Origin of the sequence: Stenotrophomonas sepilia (genome assembly GCF_003244875.1) — a bacterium.
GTDB lineage: Bacteria > Pseudomonadota > Gammaproteobacteria > Xanthomonadales > Xanthomonadaceae > Stenotrophomonas > Stenotrophomonas sepilia.
The window spans coordinates 21,854-38,510 of sequence record NZ_LXXZ01000024.1 but is presented as its reverse complement, the minus strand read 5'-3'; the positions used below and the strand labels follow the sequence as shown (position 1 = coordinate 38,510).

Annotated in this window: 16 protein-coding genes and 1 tRNA gene; 7 read left to right on the top strand and 10 right to left on the bottom strand. The window is 68.3% G+C overall.

What is annotated here, in order from left to right; all coding sequences use genetic code 11:
- Window positions 1-99 precede the first annotated feature (99 nt).
- Window positions 100-1,521: an arginine-ornithine antiporter gene (gene arcD, locus A7X97_RS01895; protein ID WP_072168533.1), complete on the top strand. Its 1,422-nt coding sequence runs from the start codon at window positions 100-102 to the stop codon at window positions 1,519-1,521.
- A 101-nt stretch (window positions 1,522-1,622) separates the two neighbouring features.
- On the opposite strand, the gene A7X97_RS01890 is transcribed toward arcD, so the two are convergent.
- The 9 genes from A7X97_RS01890 to A7X97_RS21650 form a co-directional block, all read right to left on the bottom strand.
- Window positions 1,623-1,699, bottom strand: a tRNA-Asn gene (locus A7X97_RS01890).
- A gap of 22 nt (window positions 1,700-1,721) precedes the next feature.
- The gene (rlmH, locus tag A7X97_RS01885) at window positions 1,722-2,192 is read right to left on the bottom strand and encodes a 23S rRNA (pseudouridine(1915)-N(3))-methyltransferase RlmH (RefSeq protein WP_005418108.1); all 471 of its coding nucleotides are present in this window, start codon (window positions 2,190-2,192) and stop codon (window positions 1,722-1,724) included.
- Window positions 2,193-2,256: 64 nt separating this feature from the next.
- Entirely contained in the window at window positions 2,257-2,667 is a 411-nt protein-coding gene (rsfS, locus tag A7X97_RS01880; protein WP_005418109.1) for a ribosome silencing factor, read from the bottom strand.
- A gap of 58 nt (window positions 2,668-2,725) precedes the next feature.
- Window positions 2,726-3,391 (bottom strand): nicotinate-nucleotide adenylyltransferase, encoded by a 666-nt coding sequence (gene nadD, locus A7X97_RS01875; protein ID WP_072168534.1) that lies wholly within the window; start codon window positions 3,389-3,391, stop codon window positions 2,726-2,728.
- 3 nt (window positions 3,392-3,394) lie between these two features.
- Window positions 3,395-4,432, bottom strand: a complete 1,038-nt coding sequence (holA, locus tag A7X97_RS01870; RefSeq protein WP_072168535.1) for a DNA polymerase III subunit delta — start codon at window positions 4,430-4,432, stop codon at window positions 3,395-3,397.
- A 12-nt stretch (window positions 4,433-4,444) separates the two neighbouring features.
- Window positions 4,445-5,029 (bottom strand): LPS-assembly lipoprotein LptE, encoded by a 585-nt coding sequence (locus A7X97_RS01865; protein ID WP_005418114.1) that lies wholly within the window; start codon window positions 5,027-5,029, stop codon window positions 4,445-4,447.
- Between the two features lie 137 nt (window positions 5,030-5,166).
- Window positions 5,167-7,809 carry a leucine--tRNA ligase gene (gene leuS, locus A7X97_RS01860; protein ID WP_072168545.1) on the bottom strand — a complete coding sequence of 881 codons (2,643 nt, stop codon included), beginning with the start codon at window positions 7,807-7,809 and terminating at the stop codon, window positions 5,167-5,169.
- A 105-nt stretch (window positions 7,810-7,914) separates the two neighbouring features.
- Complete coding sequence (locus A7X97_RS01855) at window positions 7,915-8,514, bottom strand: DUF998 domain-containing protein (protein ID WP_072168536.1); 600 nt, start codon at window positions 8,512-8,514, stop codon at window positions 7,915-7,917.
- A gap of 28 nt (window positions 8,515-8,542) precedes the next feature.
- A complete protein-coding gene (locus tag A7X97_RS21650; protein WP_141653594.1) occupies window positions 8,543-8,722 on the bottom strand; it encodes a hypothetical protein in 180 nt (59 codons plus the stop codon).
- Window positions 8,723-8,771: 49 nt separating this feature from the next.
- Here A7X97_RS21650 and trxA point away from each other — a divergent pair, with 49 nt between their 5' ends.
- From trxA to A7X97_RS01835, 4 genes are all read left to right on the top strand, one after another.
- The gene (gene trxA / locus A7X97_RS01850; RefSeq protein WP_069139614.1) at window positions 8,772-9,629 is read left to right on the top strand and encodes a thioredoxin; all 858 of its coding nucleotides are present in this window, start codon (window positions 8,772-8,774) and stop codon (window positions 9,627-9,629) included.
- A gap of 107 nt (window positions 9,630-9,736) precedes the next feature.
- Window positions 9,737-11,437, top strand: coding sequence for a FecR family protein (locus tag A7X97_RS01845; protein WP_088496124.1), 1,701 nt, complete (start codon window positions 9,737-9,739; stop codon window positions 11,435-11,437).
- Window positions 11,434-13,056 carry a CHASE2 domain-containing protein gene (locus A7X97_RS01840; protein ID WP_061479663.1) on the top strand — a complete coding sequence of 541 codons (1,623 nt, stop codon included), beginning with the start codon at window positions 11,434-11,436 and terminating at the stop codon, window positions 13,054-13,056. The genes A7X97_RS01845 and A7X97_RS01840 overlap by 4 nt, the downstream gene beginning before the upstream one ends.
- Before the next feature lie 98 nt (window positions 13,057-13,154).
- The gene (locus A7X97_RS01835) at window positions 13,155-13,607 is read left to right on the top strand and encodes a DUF4442 domain-containing protein (protein WP_072168538.1); all 453 of its coding nucleotides are present in this window, start codon (window positions 13,155-13,157) and stop codon (window positions 13,605-13,607) included.
- A 127-nt stretch (window positions 13,608-13,734) separates the two neighbouring features.
- Here A7X97_RS01835 and A7X97_RS01830 read toward each other — a convergent pair whose 3' ends face one another.
- Complete coding sequence (locus A7X97_RS01830) at window positions 13,735-15,051, bottom strand: hypothetical protein (RefSeq protein ID WP_088496125.1); 1,317 nt, start codon at window positions 15,049-15,051, stop codon at window positions 13,735-13,737.
- Between the two features lie 76 nt (window positions 15,052-15,127).
- Here A7X97_RS01830 and A7X97_RS01825 point away from each other — a divergent pair, with 76 nt between their 5' ends.
- Window positions 15,128-15,811 (top strand): DUF502 domain-containing protein, encoded by a 684-nt coding sequence (locus A7X97_RS01825; RefSeq protein ID WP_088496126.1) that lies wholly within the window; start codon window positions 15,128-15,130, stop codon window positions 15,809-15,811.
- On the top strand, window positions 15,808-16,596 hold the full coding sequence (locus A7X97_RS01820) for a queuosine precursor transporter (RefSeq protein WP_111007545.1): 789 nt from the start codon (window positions 15,808-15,810) through the stop codon (window positions 16,594-16,596). The genes A7X97_RS01825 and A7X97_RS01820 overlap by 4 nt, the downstream gene beginning before the upstream one ends.
- The last annotated feature ends 61 nt before the right edge of the window (window positions 16,597-16,657 follow it).

Below are 16,657 nucleotides of genomic sequence, written 5' to 3'. Positions count from 1 at the left end.
TCGTTGTCCATGCCGGCTCCCGCACACCCGGCCTTGCAGCCATGTTCACGAGTACATGGCTAGGGTGTGCTCGCGGCATCCGGGCCGCAGGGGATCTCAATGGCCACGACATCGCAACGCCTCGGCCTGCCGGCGTTGACTGCACTGGTAGTCGGCTCGATGGTCGGCGCCGGTATCTTTTCGCTGCCGCAGAACGTCGCGCGCAGTGCCGGTCCGGCCGCCGCGATGATCGGCTGGGCGCTGAGCGGTGCGGGCATGCTGATGCTGGCCTTCGTGTTCCAGGCCCTGGCCAACCGCCGTCCGGACCTGGACACCGGCATCTACGCATATGCACGCGAAGGCTTCGGCAACTACATCGGCTTCTCCGCGGCGTGGGGCTACTGGGTCGCTTCGGTACTGGGCAATGCCAGCTTCTTCGTGCTGATCTTCAGCGGCCTGGGCCATTTCATGCCAGTGTTCGGCGAAGGCAACACGCCAGCCGCAGTGGCCGCTTCGTCCGTACTGTTGTGGACCGTCCACCTGCTGGTGCTGCGCGGCCTGCGCACAGCAGCCATCGTCAACGGCCTGGTGACAGTGGCCAAGCTGCTGCCCATCGCACTGTTCCTGGTGCTGGCCGCCGGCGCGTTCCGCATGGAGGTGTTCCGCGCCGACTTCTTCGGCACGCCTGCGCTCGGCGACCTCGGCCAGCAACTGCGCGGCATGATGCTGGTCACCGTGTGGGTGTTCATCGGCATCGAAGGCGCCAGCATCTATTCGCGGCGAGCCGCGCGCCGTGCCGACGTCGGCCGTGCCACGGTGATCGGTTTCCTGGGGGTCTGGCTGCTGCTGGTCCTGGTCAGCCTGCTGTCGATGGGCGTGCTGTCGCAGGCCGAACTGGCCGGGCTGCCCAACCCGTCGATGGCCTACGTGCTGCGCGCCATCGTCGGCGAATGGGGCGCGACGGTGATCATCGCCGGTTCGATCATTTCGGTGCTGGGCGCGCTGCTGGCCTGGGTGCTGCTGTGTGCCGAAGTGCTGTATGCCGCCGCTGGCGACGGCACGATGCCCGCCTTCCTGGGACGCGAGAATGCGCGTGGCGTGCCGGCCAATGCATTGTGGTTGAGCAACGGGCTGATCCAGCTGTTCCTGCTGCTGGTGCTGTTCAATGCGGGCAGCTACACCGGCCTGGTGCTGCTGGCCGCATCGATGAGCCTGGTGCCCTACTTCCTGTCCACCGCGTTCGGCGTGCAACTGGCCTGGCGCGGGCAGTCCTACGCGGGTGAGCCACGCGAGCGCTGGCGCGATTTCGTCGTCGCGCTGCTGGCCAGCGCCTACGCGCTGTGGCTGGTGTATGCCGGCGGCCTGAACAACCTGCTGCTGTCGGTGCTGCTGTACGTGCCCGGCGTTGTTCTGTTTGCGCAGACCCGGCGCCAGCGCGGCGAGCCGGTTTTCACGCGCTGGGAGTGGGCGCTGTTCGGCGCGATCCTGGCAGTAGCGATCGCCACGCTGGCAGCGTTCTGGAAGGGCCGGATCACGCTGTAGCGCCGAGCGCGTGCCCGGCTTGGAGGATGCAGCCGAGCATGGGCTCGCCGCCACAACACGGCAAAAAAAAACCTGCATCTCGCGATGCAGGTTTTGCAAGGTGGCGCCCGAAGTTGGACTCGAACCAACGACCCCCTGATTAACAGTCAAGTGCTCTAACCGGCTGAGCTATTCGGGCAGACGACTAGTATAACCACTCTTCACGCGCGATGGTAGGGGTGATTGGCAATCATTGCGGCAGCCCGATACAGCTGCTCGGCCACCACCAGACGCACCAGCATGTGCGGCAGCGTCAGCGGTCCGATCGACCACTTTTCGTCGGCCAGCGCGGAGACCTCTGGCGAATGCCCTTCCGGGCCACCGATCAGGAACGCCAGGTCCCGGCCCTGCCCGCGCCAATGCTCCAGGCGCTGCGCCAGCTGCTCGGAACTCAACTGCCGCCCCGGCACGTCCAGTGCCACCACGTAAGCGTTCTTCGGCAGCGCGGCGATGACCCGCTTGCCTTCATCCTCGGTGGCACGGCGCGGATCGCGCCCCTTGCCGCGCAGGCCGGGTTCGATTTCCACCAGCTCGAACGGCAGCCAATGCGACAGCCGCTTCTGGTATTCGGCGAACCCCTGCGCGACCCAGCTGGGCGCGCGTTCACCGGTGGCGATCAGGCGGGCTTTCATCAACGGTCCTCCAAAACGTCGACGGCGCCATCGGCGCCGTCGAAGGGATGCGTCAACGTGCGGCTCAGGCCACTTCGTCGTCGCTGGACGGCGGCTGGTCGCCGACGGTCCACAGGCGCTCGAGCGCGTAGAACTCACGCACGCGCGGCAGCATCACGTGGACGATCACGTCGCCCAGATCGACCAGCACCCACTCCGCTTCGCGCTCGCCTTCAACACCCAGCGGCATCACGTCGATGTTCTTGGCGAAGCGCACGACTTCATCGGCAATCGACTTGACGTGGCGGGTCGAAGTGCCCGAAACGACGATCATGTAGTCGGCAACGCTGGACCGGCCGCGCACGTCGATCTCGACCAGGTCCTTGGCCTTCAGGTCTTCGGTGGCTTGGCGGACGCTGGCCAGCAGTTCCGGCACGGACGGCGGCGGGCTGGGCAGATCGACCTTGATGGTCTGGGGCTGGGTCTGGTTGCTCAAAATGGATCGACTCGATAAACGTGGGGGCGATTATACGGGGATGGCGCGGCCGCGCCATTCACGCCGTGGCCGGGCGGTACAGCCCGTGTGCAGCGACATAGTCGGCCACGGCCGGTGGCAGCAGTGCGCGCCAGGGACCGCCAGCGGCAATCTGCGAGCGCACGGCGCTGGCCGATTCCTCGCGCAGTGGGTGGTGCAGGCGCAGGATGCGCCCGGCCGGGCTGGCGAACAGGGCCTGCTCATTGTCGGCCCAGCGCCCTTGCAGGGCGCGCCCCAGCTCGCCATCGATCGACGCCTGCAACGGACTGCCCGGCCGTTCGGCCACCACGAAGTGGGCCAGACCGAACAGGGCCTCCCATTCATGCCAGCCGGACAGCCCCAGCAGGCTGTCGGCGCCCACCAGCCAGGCCAGCGGCCGGCTCGGGCCCAGCTCGCCACGCAGCTCGCGCAGCGTGTCGACGGTGTACGACGGGCGACCGGGGCAGCGGGTGGCACGATCCAGTTCGCGACGGTCCAGCAGCAGCCCCGGCTCGTCGCCGATGGCCAGCGACAACATCGTGCAGCGCTGCTCAGCAGTGGCACCGGGCACCGCGCGGTGCGGCGGATCGGCGGCCGGCAGCATGCGCACGGCGACCTGCAGTTCATCACGGGCCGCACGCGCGATCGCCAGGTGCCCGAGGTGCACCGGATCGAAGGTGCCCCCGTAGTAGATCCGCAGGCTCATCACTCAGGCCCGCACCAGCAGGCGCACGGCACGCGGCTCGGCCACGGCCACCAGCAGGCGTTCCAGCGCCAGCCAGGCGTCGCCGTCAGCGCGCCCCTTGGCAATGCGGTCGACCAGCCCCGCCTCGGCCACGAAGCGCTCCCAGCGCTTGCCTTCCGGGTGCCGCTGCAGCGCGCGCTTGTAAGGCGCCTGCCGCGATTCCCAGATGCCGCGCGATTTCATTTCAGCGGCCAGGTTGCCACCACGCGCCTGCACGCGGGCCAGGCCTGCGCCCGCCAGCAGCTCGCGGATCACGATCGGCATCAATGCGGCCACCGCCTCCCCTTCACCGCGCAGGCCGGCCAGCATGCGCAGCACCGCCGGCGGCTGGCCGGAGAACGTCGCCTCCACCAAGCGGAACACGTCGTAGCGGGCAGCGTCAGCCACCAGCGACTCCATCCGTTCCACATCCAACGGCTGGCCGTCGGCCAACAGCGCCAGCTTGTCGATTTCCTGGGCGGCGGCCAGCAGGTTGCCCTCCACCCGCTCGGCCAGGCGCTGCACGGCAGCCGGGTCGGCACGCAGGCCCTTGCCGCGCAGGCGGCGCTCGATCCAGTCCGGCAGTTCATGCGGCTTGATCGCCCATGCCACCGACAGCACGCCGATGCGGTTGACCGCCTCGGCCCACTTGCCCTGGTGGGCCTTGCTCCATTCATTGGCGGTGATCATCAACACCACGTCCGGCGCCGGGTTGGCGCAGAACTGGCTGATCACCTCGGCGCCCTCCTTGCCCGGCTTGCCGCTGGGCAGGCGCACCTCGACCAGGCGGCGGGCGCTGAACAGGCTGGGCGCATTGAAACTGGCGTCAAGCTGGTTCCAGTCGAAATCACGCCCGTCGGCGTCGAACACTTCGCGTTCGCCGATGCCCGAGGCGCGCGCACGCGCGCGGATGGCATCTGCGGCCTCCAGCACGCGCAGTGTTTCCGGGCCTGCGATCAGGTATACCGGCGCCAACGCCGTGTCAGCGCCCTGGCTGGCCAGCTGCTCCGGACGCAGTTCCATCGTCGCTGCCGCTCAGTGCTTGACGGCGGCGGCCGGCTCTGCCGGCACCGCGCCCTCGATCGGCTTGGCCTTCGGCGCGGACAGGCTGCCCCCCTTCTCGATCTCGGCGCGGACCACGCTGTCGATACGGCGGATGATCGAGGCGGACATTTCCCGGCGCAGCTCCGTGGCCAGGATTTCGCGTTCGGTGGTGGTGCCGGTGGCGTCGGTCGGCGGCGACACGTAGTCGCGCGACAGTTCGATCACCTGCTGCGGCACCAGTTCGCTGCCATCCTCGCGGCGGAAGATGAAGATCACCGCATAGCGCAGGCTGTACTCCTGCGCACGACCTTGCGAGTCGATGGCGATCGGGAGGTCACCCCAGCGCTCGGACAACACCTGCAGCTGGGTACTGGGTTCCTTGCTGTCCTCATCGGCCAGCCTGGCACCGGAGGCCAGCAGGCTGCGATTGAGCAGCTTGACCAGTTCACTGTACGGGGCGGTGGAGACCACCTTCACCGGGGCGGTGTCGGTCGGCAGCATCAGCTTGTTGCGCAGATGGAAGCCGCAGCCGGCAAGGCCGAGGACAAGAACGAGGGCAAGCAGGATTCGGGTCATGGAGACAGTCTGGCGGAGCCGGGCGATCACGGCAACACACAGCGTGCCCGAAGCCGCGTGAATGCAGGGCCATCAAGCACCCGGCCCTGCTTCTGGAAAGGCACCGGCCACCGCGCGGGTGGCCGGTGCGAGGTACATCAGGCGGCGACGATGTTCACGATCTTGCCCGGGACGATGATGATCTTGCGCACCGTCAGGCCTTCCATGAACCTGGCCGCGTTGGGCTCGGCCAGCGCCAGCGCCTCGACCTGCTCGCGCGCGGCATCGGCCGCCACCTCGATGGTGCCGCGCAGCTTGCCGTTGACCTGCACCGCCAGGGTCAGCGCATCGCGTACCAGCGCACTGCTGTCGGCCTGCGGGAACGGCTGGTCTTCCAGCAGCGTCTCGCCATGGCCAAGCACCTGCCAGAGGGCGTGGCTGGCATGCGGCGTGATCGGGTTCAGCAGCAGCACGACGGCCTGCAGCGCTTCCTGGCGCACCGCGCGGCCCTGCTCGCTGTCGTCCTCGAACCTGGCCAGCGCGTTCATCAGCTCCATCACCGCTGCGATGGCGGTATTGAAGCTGTGGCGGCGGCCGTAGTCGTCACCGACCTTGCCGATGGTTTCATGGGTCTTGCGGCGCAGCGCCTTCTGGTTGGCATCCAGTGCTGCAACGTCCAGCGCCGGGGCGGCACCGTCGGCAGCATGCTTCTGCACCTGGGCCCACAGGCGGCGCAGGAAGCGCGCCATGCCGTCCACGCCGGCCTCGTTCCACTCGAGCGACTGCTCCGGCGGCGCGGCGAACATCGAGAACAGGCGCACGGTGTCGGCGCCGTACTTGCCGACCATCGCCTGCGGGTCCACGCCGTTGTTCTTCGACTTGGACATCTTCTCGGTGCCACCGACCACCACCGGCTGGCCGTCGGCGATCAGGGTGGCGCCGGTGATGCGGCCGCGCTCGTCACGCTGCACTTCCACATCGGCCGGGTTGATCCAGTCCTTCGAACCGTCCGGATTCGGGCGGTAGTAGGTCTCGGCGATCACCATGCCCTGGCACAGCAGGTTGCGCGCCGGCTCGTTGCTGTCCACCATCCGCGCGTCGCGCAGCAGCTTGTGATAGAAGCGGAAATACATCAGGTGCAGGATCGCGTGCTCGATGCCACCGATGTACTGGTCGACCGGCAGCCAGTAGTTGCCGCGCTTGTCGACGGCGTCACGGGCACCCGGCGAGGTGTAGCGGGCGTAGTACCAGCTCGACTCCATGAAGGTGTCGAAGGTGTCGGTCTCGCGCTCGGCGGCGCCACCGCATTCCGGGCAGGTGGTCTTGCGCCATTCCGGGTCGGTCTTGATCGGCGAACCGGTCCCGGAGAACGCCACGTCCTCCGGCAGTACCACCGGCAGCTGCTCCTCCGGCACCGGCACCGCACCGCACTTGGCGCAGTAGATCACCGGAATCGGGCAACCCCAGTAGCGCTGGCGGCTCACGCCCCAGTCGCGCAGGCGGTAGTTGACGCGGCGCTGGCCCTGGGCCTTGCGCTCGAAACGTTCGGCCAGCGCTTCGAACGCGCCCTGGAAGTCCAAGCCGTCGAATTCGGCCGAGTTGACCAGTTCGAAGGCACGGTTCTTGTCGCTGTACCAGTCCTGCCAGCGGCTGCCGTCCCAGTTGCGTTCTTCTTCAGTACGCGGGTCCTTCAGCGCGATGACCTGCTTGATCGGCAGGCCGTACTTGTTGGCCACTTCATTGTCGCGCTGGTCATGGCCCGGCACCGCCATCACCGCACCGGTGCCGTAGCCCATCAGCACGAAATTGGCGACCCACACCGGGACCGGCTCGCCGGTGACCGGGTGCAGCGCGCGCAGGCCGGTGTCCATGCCGCGCTTTTCCTGGGTCTCCAGCTCGGCCTCGGACACACCGCCCTGCTTCAGGTCGGCCAGCATCGCGGCCAGTTCCGGGTTGTTCTTCGCTGCGTGCAGCGCCAGTGGGTGTTCGGCGGCGATCGACACGAAGGTCACGCCCATCACCGTGTCCGGGCGGGTGGTGAACACGCGCAGCGGATCCAGCACGCCACCATCGACGTCGCGCACGTCGAACTGGATTTCCAGGCCCTCCGAGCGGCCGATCCAGTTGCGTTGCATGGTCTTGACCGATTCCGGCCAGCCGTCCAGCTCGTCCAGGCCATCCAGCAGTTCCTGGGCGTAGTCGGTGATGCGCAGGAACCACTGCGGGATCTCACGCTTCTCCACCAGCGCACCGGAGCGCCAGCCGCGGCCGTCGATGACCTGCTCGTTGGCCAGCACGGTCTGGTCGACCGGGTCCCAGTTCACCACCGCGTTGCGGCGATAGGCCAGGCCCTTGCGCATCAGGCGGGTGAACATGCGCTGCTCGTGGACGTAATAGTCCGGACGGCAGGTGGCGAACTCGCGCGACCAGTCGATGGCATAGCCCAGCGATTTCAGCTGGCTGCGCATGTGGTCGATGTTCTTGTAGGTCCACGCCGCCGGCGCGGTCTTGTTCTTGATCGCGGCGTTTTCCGCCGGCAGGCCGAACGCGTCCCAGCCCATCGGCTGCAGCACGTTGTGGCCGGTCATGCGCTTGTAGCGGCTGATCACGTCGCCAATCGTGTAATTGCGCACGTGGCCCATGTGCAGCGCACCGGACGGGTACGGAAGCATCGACAGGCAGTAGTACTTCGGCTTGTCCGAGGTCTCGTCGACCTCGAAGGCACGGGTGGCGTCCCAGTACTGCTGGGCGGCGGATTCAACCTGCTGCGGGTCGTAGGCGTTGGTTTCAGCGCTGGTCATGGAACACGCGGATGCGGCGGCAAAGCGGTACAGCGTACCGCAGTGCGGCAAACGTCTCCAATCCTGCCTGCTGGGGGTGGGCGCCGCGATGCCCCGGGAGCCGTCTCAGCGTTGGCGCGACAGCGGCAGTGCGGTGGCCAGCCAGGCCACCCAGCAGGCGAACGCCAGCCGTTGTGCCAGCGGCGCCGGCAGGACGCCCTGCAGGGCAAACGCGGCCACCGCAGCCAGCATGCCGCAGCCCAGGGCCAAGGCGCCCAGGGCGCGGCCATGCGCCTGACGCAGCTGTGTCGTGCCCAGCAACAGGGTTCCGGCGACGAAGCCCAGCACCCAGATCATCCAGGCACTGGCATGCAGCTGGCTGGCCGGCCCATGCAGATCGTCCACGTCCAGCGGCAGCAAGCCCATCGCGGCAAAGCCCAGGCCAGCCAGCAGCAGCATCTGGCTGCCGACCCTCGATGCCCAGCCGGCAGTGGCGGGCAGGCTGCGGCGCAGGCGCTCAGCCACCACCGCGGCGAGCACGCCGGGCAGCACAAATCCAAGCAGATTGAAGGCCAGCGCATGCGGTACACCCCGCGCACCCAGCAGCGCCACCGGGTGGCGCGCCTGTGCATAACCCTCCAGGCCGGCACCGAAGCCAGACACAGCCAGGACGAACACGACTGCAGCAAGCAGTCCCAACCAACGATCAAGCCGGACCATGGACATTGCGCGCAGTCACCCGGAAAAGAATGGATCAGCGCATTGTCGCGGCAGCGACGCGGTGCGCCAAGCGCGCGACCGAGGCCGGGTGCTTCCGGCGCACCGCGACCACTACGCCGGTCAGCTCCGGAAAGCGGGTGATCCACGAGCTGTACTGCGTGCCACGCCCCCGAGGCCGTCGCGCGCGATGTGATGGCAGGGTTGAGACGGACATCGATCGTCACCATAGAATCGGTCTCCAGATGCCAAGCGATGCTTTCCCCATGACCGAGACGACCTACGTATTCGACGCCACCACTGCGACCTTCGAGGCCGAAGTCCTGCAGAAGTCGCTGCAGACGCCGGTGCTGGTCGACTTCTGGGCCACCTGGTGCGGGCCGTGCAAGACCCTCGGCCCGATGCTGGAAAAGCTGGCTGCCGAGTACAACGGTGCGTTCGAGCTGGCCAAGGTCGATGTCGACAAGGAACAGCAGATCGCTGCGGCCTTCCAGATCCGCTCGGTGCCGACCGTGTTCCTGGTCAAGGGCGGCCAGCTGGTGGACGGCTTCCCCGGCGCCATTCCGGAAGGCCAGCTGCGTGAGTTCCTGGCCCAGCACGGCATCGTACCGGCCGATGTGGGCGATGCTGTCCCCGAAGATGACACCCCGCTGGATCCGCAGGCGCAGGTCGATGTGCTGCGTGCGCAGATCGCCGCCGAGCCGGACAAGGATGAACTGAAGCTCGACCTGGCCCTGGCCCTGCTGCAGATCGGTGGCGTGGACGAGGCAGGCACCCTGATCGACGGCCTGCCTGCCAACCTGGCCACCGACGACCGCGCCGTGCGTGCCCGCGCCCGCCTGGCCTTCGCCGCCGCGCTGAAGGATGCACCGGCCGCCGAGGTACTGGACGCACGCATCGCCGCTGACGGCAAGGACCTCAAGGCCCGCCACCTGCGCGGCGTGCAACTGCTGCTCGGCGGTCATGACGAGGCCGCGCTGGCCCAGTTCCTGGAAATGCTGCGGATCGACCGCGGATTCGAGGAAGGCCTGCCGCGCAAGGCGCTGATCGACGCCTTCAATGTGATCTCCGACGAGGATCTGGTCGGCCAGTACCGCCGCAGGATGGCGTCGCTGCTGTTCTGAACGGGAACCCGCTCCGTTCAGAATCCCTGCACTGAACGCGGGCAATAATGCCCGCGCTGGTGGCCACGCGGTCGCCACGATCCGTTCGGGGGGATGAGGTCGGGGCCATGGGGTCTTGCAGCTGCACCCCCGCATTGCCGGGATTGCAAACTGTGACCGTCGTCCGCTCTCTGTCGTTCGCCATGCATTTAACGGGCGCTCTGCTCTGCGCCCTCTTCCTGATGCCCGCCATTGCCGGCGCCCAGGACTGGAACTACCGGGTCCGGCCCGGCGATACCCTGTGGGACCTGGGCGGGCTCTACCTGAAGCCCTCGGTACGCTGGCAGCAGCTGCAGCAGCACAACCGCATCGACAACCCCTACCAGTTGCCGCCGGGCCAGCTGCTGCGCTTCCCGATCAGCTGGCTGCGCACCGAACCGGCGCCGGCCCGGGTGCTGTCCGTGCGCGGCAAGGTCGCGCTGGCAGGCGCCGATGGCACGGCGACCCGCGCGCTCCAGGCCGGCGAACAGCTGCATATCGGTGACACCGTGGAGACCGAAGGCGATTCCAGCATCACCCTGGAATTCGCCGATGCCTCGCGCCTGCAGCTTCGCGAGTACTCGCGCCTGCGCCTGGACCAGCTGAGCCGTTACGGCCACACCGGCATGGTCGACACCCGACTGCGCCTGCAGCAGGGGCGAGCCAGCAACCGGGTGACGCCGGCGCGCGGCCCCGCCTCGCGTTACATCATCGATGCGCCCACCGCGACCAGCAGCGTGCGCGGCACGGTGTTCCGGGTCAGCGCCGGGGATAACGGGCACGTCGGTGCCACCGAGGTCCTGCAGGGCAAGGTGCAGGTCGGCAACTCCCATGGCCAGCGCCTGGTCCGGCCGGGCCAGGCGACCCGCAGCAGCAGTGCCGATGCGGCGCCCGCTGCGGTCTCCGCACTGCTGCCGGCGCCGGCGCTGCGCAATGACGCGCTGCGCCTGGCGCCGCTGCCGACCGTGCTTGCCTGGGAACCGGTCAATGGCGCCGATCATTACCGGGTGGAAGTGGTGCAGGCGGCAACGCCGGAGATCCTGCTGTTCGCCGCCACCACCGCCGACACCCGGCTGGCGATCGGCGATCTGCCGCCTGGCCAACTGCGCATCCTGTTGCGCGCGGTCGACGCCCAGGGGGTCGAAGGCCTGGATGCCAGCGCCGATTTCGAGCTCGGTGACCAGCCACCACCGCCGCTGACCGTATCGCCGCTGCATGGGCAGACGATCAACAGCGACCGCCCGCGTTTCCGCTGGAGCCAGGCCCCCGGTGCGCGCAGCAGCGTCCTGCAGATCGCCACCGAACCCAGCTTCCTGCAGCCCCTGCAGGAGCAGGCCACCCATGCGACCGACCTGCGCCTGGCGCAACCGCTGCCGCCCGGCCAGTACTACTGGCGCGTGGCCTCGCGCGATGGCGAAGGCCGACAGGGCCGCTATGGCCAGGCGTTGCCGCTGCAGCTGAGCAACGAACCGGTGGACCCGGCCCTGCAACCACCCGAGGCCGCACACGGCGAGCTCACGCTGCGCTGGCAGGCCGGCAGCGAGGGCCAGCGCTACCGGGTGCAGGTGGATCGCCGCGGCGACTTCAAGGCACCGCTGGTCGACGAAACCGTGGACCAGCCGCAGGTGAGCTTCAAGCGCCCGTGGAGCGGCACCCTGCATGTACGCGTGCAGTACATCGACGATGACGGCCACGCCAGCGCGTTCTCGCCTGCCCAGCAGGTCCCGCTGCCGTGCCGCCTGTGCTACGGCGCGGGTGGCGGCGCCCTGCTGCTCTGGTTGTTGTTGTGAGGCGCTCGCCGCTGCCATGGTCGAAGCGGATCCTGCTGGCCCTGCTGGCCGGCGTGCTGACCATCGTGGCCAGCCAGGGACAATGGCTGTGGCGGCAGGACGAGGCGGCCTATGACGCGCTGGTCGGCAACTGGGATTACCGCCCCGATCCCAGCGTGCTGATCGTCGCCATCGACGAAGGCAGCCTGCAGCGCATCGGCCAGTGGCCCTGGCCCCGCTCGGTGCATGCACGCCTGCTTGACCGCCTGACCGATGCCGGCGCCGAACGCGTCGCGCTGGACCTGATGCTGTCCGAACCGGATCGCCGTGACAGCCGACAGGATGATCAACTGGCGGCCGCCATCCGACGCAATGGCCGGGTGGTGCTGCCGGTGCTGGCCGCACCGGCGGCCGGCGACCGCATGGCCGAGGAGATGCTGCCGATCCCACAGATCGCTGCCAGTGCTGCCGCCATCGGCCACACCGATGTCGAGGTGGATGGCGACGGCGTCGCCCGTGGCGTCTATCTGCACGCAGGTATCGGCCAGCCGCACTGGCCGGCACTGGGCCTGGCACTGGCCGACCTGCCTGCCGGTGCCGTACGCGGCCTGCCCGATCCCGACCCGGAACTGGGCTCGCCCTATCAATGGCGTCGCGACGATTACGTTCGCGTGCGCTACGCCGGCCCCCCCGAGCGGCTGCCGCAGGTGTCCTATGCGGACGTTCTCGATGGCCACGTGGACATGGCGATGCTGCATGGCCGCCGCATCGTAGTTGGCATGACGGCCAGCGGCATCGCGCCCCGCCTGCTGACCCCGACCACCCGCGAGTTCTGGATGAGCGGCAGCGAGTACCAGGCCAACATCACCTCGATGCTGCTGCAGCACAGGCAGATCGATGTTCTACCGCATGCCTGGCAGCACGCCATCAGCGGTGTGCTGGTGGCGCTGTGCGTGATCCTGCTCGGCCTGCGCCTGCCCTGGCTGGTCGCGCTGTGTTCGTTGCCGATGCCTGCCCTGCTGAGCTGGCTGCTGCTGCGCACGAGTGACCTGTGGTGGGCGCCGGCCAGCGCGATGCTGGGCGTGACGCTGGCACTGCTGGTCTGGGCGGTGTGGCGGATCTCGGCCTGGCACCGCCAGGCCAACCGCGACGCCCTTACCGGCCTGGGCAACCGCCTCCGCTTCGAGCAGTCGCTGCAGCAGGAATGTGATGCAGCGCGGCGCAGCGGCAAGCCATTGAGCCTGGCGCTGATCGACGTCGACCACTTCAAGCGCCATAACGATCGCCACGGGCACCAGGTCGGCGACCGCGTGCTGCGTGATGTCGCCCGCCTGATCGGCGCCCATGCGCGCCGCCCGCGCGACATGGCGGCACGCTACGGTGGCGACGAATTCGCGCTGGTGCTGCCGGATACACCGGCCGAGGGCGCACGCCAGGTGATCGAGGACCTGATTGCCTGCGTGCGCGCCTTGCCGGCGCCGGGCGATGGCAGCGACGATACCGTCACGCTCACCATCGGCGTATTCACCCGCGTGCCCGACGGCGAACTGCAGCCCCACCATTTCGTGGAAGGCGCCGACACCGCCCTTTATCAGGCCAAGGCCAACGGCCGCGACGGGTACATGATCGACGGCCCATGAGGCAGGACATGCACGCCGCCGTAGGACACACGCCCGGGGTGCAACATACGCATGCGAATGGTTAGACTGGGCGCCTCGCCTCGCGCCCCCGGACCCGCATGAACGCCCGCCTGTTCCGCTTCGGCATCAACCTGTGGCCACCGTTCCTGTTCACCGGCATCCATGTCACCCGCATCACGCCCGATTACCGGCAGATCGACGTCGAGCTGCGGCTGCGCCCGTGGAACCGCAACTACGTCGGCACGCATTTCGGCGGCAGCCTGTTCGCGATGACCGACCCGTTCTGGATGCTGGGCCTGCTGCACATCCTCGGCCGTGACTACTACGTGTGGGACCGGGCCGGTGCGATCGATTTCCTCAAGCCTGGCCGGGGCACGGTGCGCACCTCGTTCCGCATCGACGATGCGCTGCTGGCCGAACTGCGTGCCGAAGCAGCGGGCGGCGAGAAGGTGCTGCGCTGGTTCAGCAACGACGTCGTCGACGACAGCGGCGAGGTGGTCGCCCAGGTGCGCAAGCAGGTCTATCTGCGGTTGAAGCCACACGCGCGCTGATCCGGCGCGGGCGCTGTCCTCTGCTGCCCTGCCAGGGAGGCTCCGATGCGCCCGTATGCGCGTGTGCACCTGCGGAGCGAAGGCAGCCGCGAGGATGACGGGGACAGCGCGCACTGGCCGCCGCTGCTCAGTCGCGCGCGGCGGCGGCCGGGGCGTCCCCCGCCACCATCGGTACCGACAACCATGGGCTCTCGTCGGTGCTGCGCGGCGCTGAGCGCCGCGGTACCTGCAGGCGGCGGCCATCGGCCGACAACTGCGGTGTCCGCACCTGCGAGCGGAACTGGGCAGGCAAGCGCTTCAGCGCATCCACAGGGTCCTCGGCCTGCTGTCGCAGCCAGCGTTGCGCACCGATCAGCCGCACCATCGCGGCAGCATCCTGGGGCCGTGACGAATAGGCCGGATAGGCCGGGCCCGCGATATCGGCCAGCACGCACCCCATGATGTTCGACAGGCAGCCGAAGTCATGCTGCGGCGGTGCCGGCACCGGCAGCGGGCGATCCGCCTCCAGCGCGGTCATCGCCGCCGCGCCACAGGCCCAGCCCAGGTTGCCCGCCACACGCGCCAGGGTGCTGCTGCGATCGAGTACCAGCACACCACCGAACTCCTGCGCCGAGGTTTCGATCGCAGCCCTGCTCATCGCATACTCGCCCTGCATCGCACGGCACAGGCTCTGTTCGGCGGCCCGCATCGGCTTCATCGCCTGCTCGCATTCCGCAGGCAGCGGCTGGTCGGCCGGCAGTTCAACCAGCATGTCGGCCAGCAGCTGGGCATTGGCCTGCACCAGGCTGGCACCGATGATGCTCTCCACCAGGTAGCTGCCGCCCGTCACCAGCCGGCGGCCCAGCTGCAGCCCGCGGCAACTGCCACGCAGCGCACCGTCGATATCACCCTGCACATAGGCCAGCGCGCGTGCGCTGGTGGCGTCGATCACCAAGCCATAGGTCGGCATCGGCACGAGGATGCCTTCCCCTTTGGGCCGGAACGGCGACACGAAGTGATCCGCATCGGCCAGCTGGTCCAGGCGCGCATGCAGCTGCTGGTGGCCAGCGTGGGCATCGACGAAGCGCTGCGGGTCCGCGCGCACCTGGGCGAGGCAGTCACTGGCGGTCGGTCCGCAGCTGGCCGAAGGCCGTGATTGCAGCTCGACGTGGTCCTCTGCCAGCTGCGGACGGGCGCCGCCATTGCCGCGCGGATCCGCCTCCCAGCGCTGTACGTCCCGGACCAGCGCCTGATCGCGCTGGCCCGGGTCGAGATCGTCGAACGCGAGTGTCCACAGCAGCGCAAAGCCGTTGCGGCCATCAGCGGGCAGGCGGGCCTGCAACCGCTGCTGGGCCTGCAGCCGTGATTCCGGCACGGGCCACATGCGCGAGGCACACCACGCCACGATGGCCAGCACCAGCAGTCCTGCCAGGGCCCAGCCCAGTCCGCGCAGAATCTTCAACACAGCTTCCCTTCCATGCATCGTTGCCGCAGTCGATCCCCCAGCGTAATCGACCGGCTGTGGCCGCTACAATGCGCGCATGTCGCTCGAAGCCCCCGCCCTGGTCCCCCGCCCCTCCCTGCAGCGCCTGTTCCTGACCGGCCTGCTGACCCTGCTGCCGATCTGGCTGACCTGGGTCGTGGTCAAGTTCGTGTTCGTGCTGCTGTCGGGCATTTCCAGCCCATTGGTGGTGCCGCTTTCCGAGCAGATCGCGACAAGCTTCCCGCATTACCTCGGCTGGGTCCGTGCCGAGTGGATCCAGAACACCATCGCCCTGCTCGCCACCCTGCTGGTGATCCTGGCGGTGGGCGTGGCCAGCCGCCGCGTGCTCGGCCAGCGCCTGCTGCGCTGGGTCGGCGCGGTGATCAAGCGCATTCCGCTGGCCAGCATCATCTACGACAGCGCCAAGAAGCTGCTGGACATGCTGCAGACCGAGCCGGGCAGCACCCAGCGCGTGGTGCTGATCGATTTCCCGCACCGCGACATGAAGTCGGTCGGGCTGGTCACCCGCGTGATCAAGGAACAGGGCACCGACCGTGAACTGGCCGCGGTGTACGTGCCAACCACGCCGAACCCGACCTCGGGTTACCTGGAGATCGTGCCGGTGGAGCTGCTGACCCCGACCGACTGGACCGTCGACCAGGCCATGAGCTTCATCATTTCCGGCGGTGCCGTCGCACCGTCCAGCGTTCCGTTCACGCGCGCAGGCGAACGCAGCCAATGACCACCGCGGCGCCAATCGAGCGCCCGCTGCAGGACCGCGCGGTCCTGCTGTTCATCGTGCTGGCCGCGTTCTTCTGCGGCAACGCCGTGCTGGCCGAACTGATCGGGGTGAGGATCTTCGCGCTGGAAGACACCCTCGGCATTGATCCGCTGAACTGGAACCTGTTTGGCCAGACCGGTTCGCTCAGCTTCACCGCCGGTACCCTGCTGTGGCCGGTGGTGTTCATCATGACCGACACGATCAACGAATTTTTCGGCAAGCGCGGCGTGCGCTTCATCTCGTGGTTGGCCGTGGTGCTGATCGCCTATGGCTTCCTGTTCGCCTTCGCAGCGATCTCGCTGGCGCCGGCCAGCTGGTGGGTCACCTCGATGGACGGCCACGGCGTGCCGGACTACCAGGCGGCATTCGCAGCGGTGTTCGGCCAGGGCATGTGGACCATCGCCGGTTCGCTGGTGGCCTTCCTGCTCGGCCAGCTGATCGACGTGGCCGTGTTCCACCGCATCCGCCAGGCCACCGGCGAGCGCCACGTGTGGCTGCGTGCGACCGGATCCACCGCGATCTCCCAGGTGGTGGACAGCTTTGTAGTGATCTGGATCGCCTTCGTGCTCGGCCCGCAGCACTGGCCGACCTCACTGTTCCTGGCCGTCAGCAGCGTCAACTACATCTACAAGATGGGCTTTGCGGTTGCCTTGATTCCACTGCTGTACCTGATGCGGCGTGCGATCACCCGCTACCTGGGCGCAGACAGGGCCGCCGCGCTGCGCGCCGCCGCCGCGGCTGACTGAAGCCCCAGCGACGGCAAGCTGACTGCGCCTTCACGCTGGCCGTACGCGGCCGGATCGTGCA

Coding starts and splice junctions, on each gene's coding strand:
- arcD (WP_072168533.1), top strand. CDS start 100: ATGGCCACGACATCGCAACGCCTCGGCCTGCCGGCGTTGACTGCACTG.
- rlmH (WP_005418108.1), bottom strand. CDS start 2,192: ATGAAAGCCCGCCTGATCGCCACCGGTGAACGCGCGCCCAGCTGGGTC.
- nadD (WP_072168534.1), bottom strand. CDS start 3,391: ATGAGCCTGCGGATCTACTACGGGGGCACCTTCGATCCGGTGCACCTC.
- holA (WP_072168535.1), bottom strand. CDS start 4,432: ATGGAACTGCGTCCGGAGCAGCTGGCCAGCCAGGGCGCTGACACGGCG.
- A7X97_RS01865 (WP_005418114.1), bottom strand. CDS start 5,029: ATGACCCGAATCCTGCTTGCCCTCGTTCTTGTCCTCGGCCTTGCCGGC.
- leuS (WP_072168545.1), bottom strand. CDS start 7,809: ATGACCAGCGCTGAAACCAACGCCTACGACCCGCAGCAGGTTGAATCC.
- A7X97_RS01855 (WP_072168536.1), bottom strand. CDS start 8,514: ATGTCCATGGTCCGGCTTGATCGTTGGTTGGGACTGCTTGCTGCAGTC.
- A7X97_RS21650 (WP_141653594.1), bottom strand. CDS start 8,722: ATGTCCGTCTCAACCCTGCCATCACATCGCGCGCGACGGCCTCGGGGG.
- trxA (WP_069139614.1), top strand. CDS start 8,772: ATGACCGAGACGACCTACGTATTCGACGCCACCACTGCGACCTTCGAG.
- A7X97_RS01845 (WP_088496124.1), top strand. CDS start 9,737: ATGGGGTCTTGCAGCTGCACCCCCGCATTGCCGGGATTGCAAACTGTG.
- A7X97_RS01835 (WP_072168538.1), top strand. CDS start 13,155: ATGAACGCCCGCCTGTTCCGCTTCGGCATCAACCTGTGGCCACCGTTC.
- A7X97_RS01825 (WP_088496126.1), top strand. CDS start 15,128: ATGTCGCTCGAAGCCCCCGCCCTGGTCCCCCGCCCCTCCCTGCAGCGC.
- A7X97_RS01820 (WP_111007545.1), top strand. CDS start 15,808: ATGACCACCGCGGCGCCAATCGAGCGCCCGCTGCAGGACCGCGCGGTC.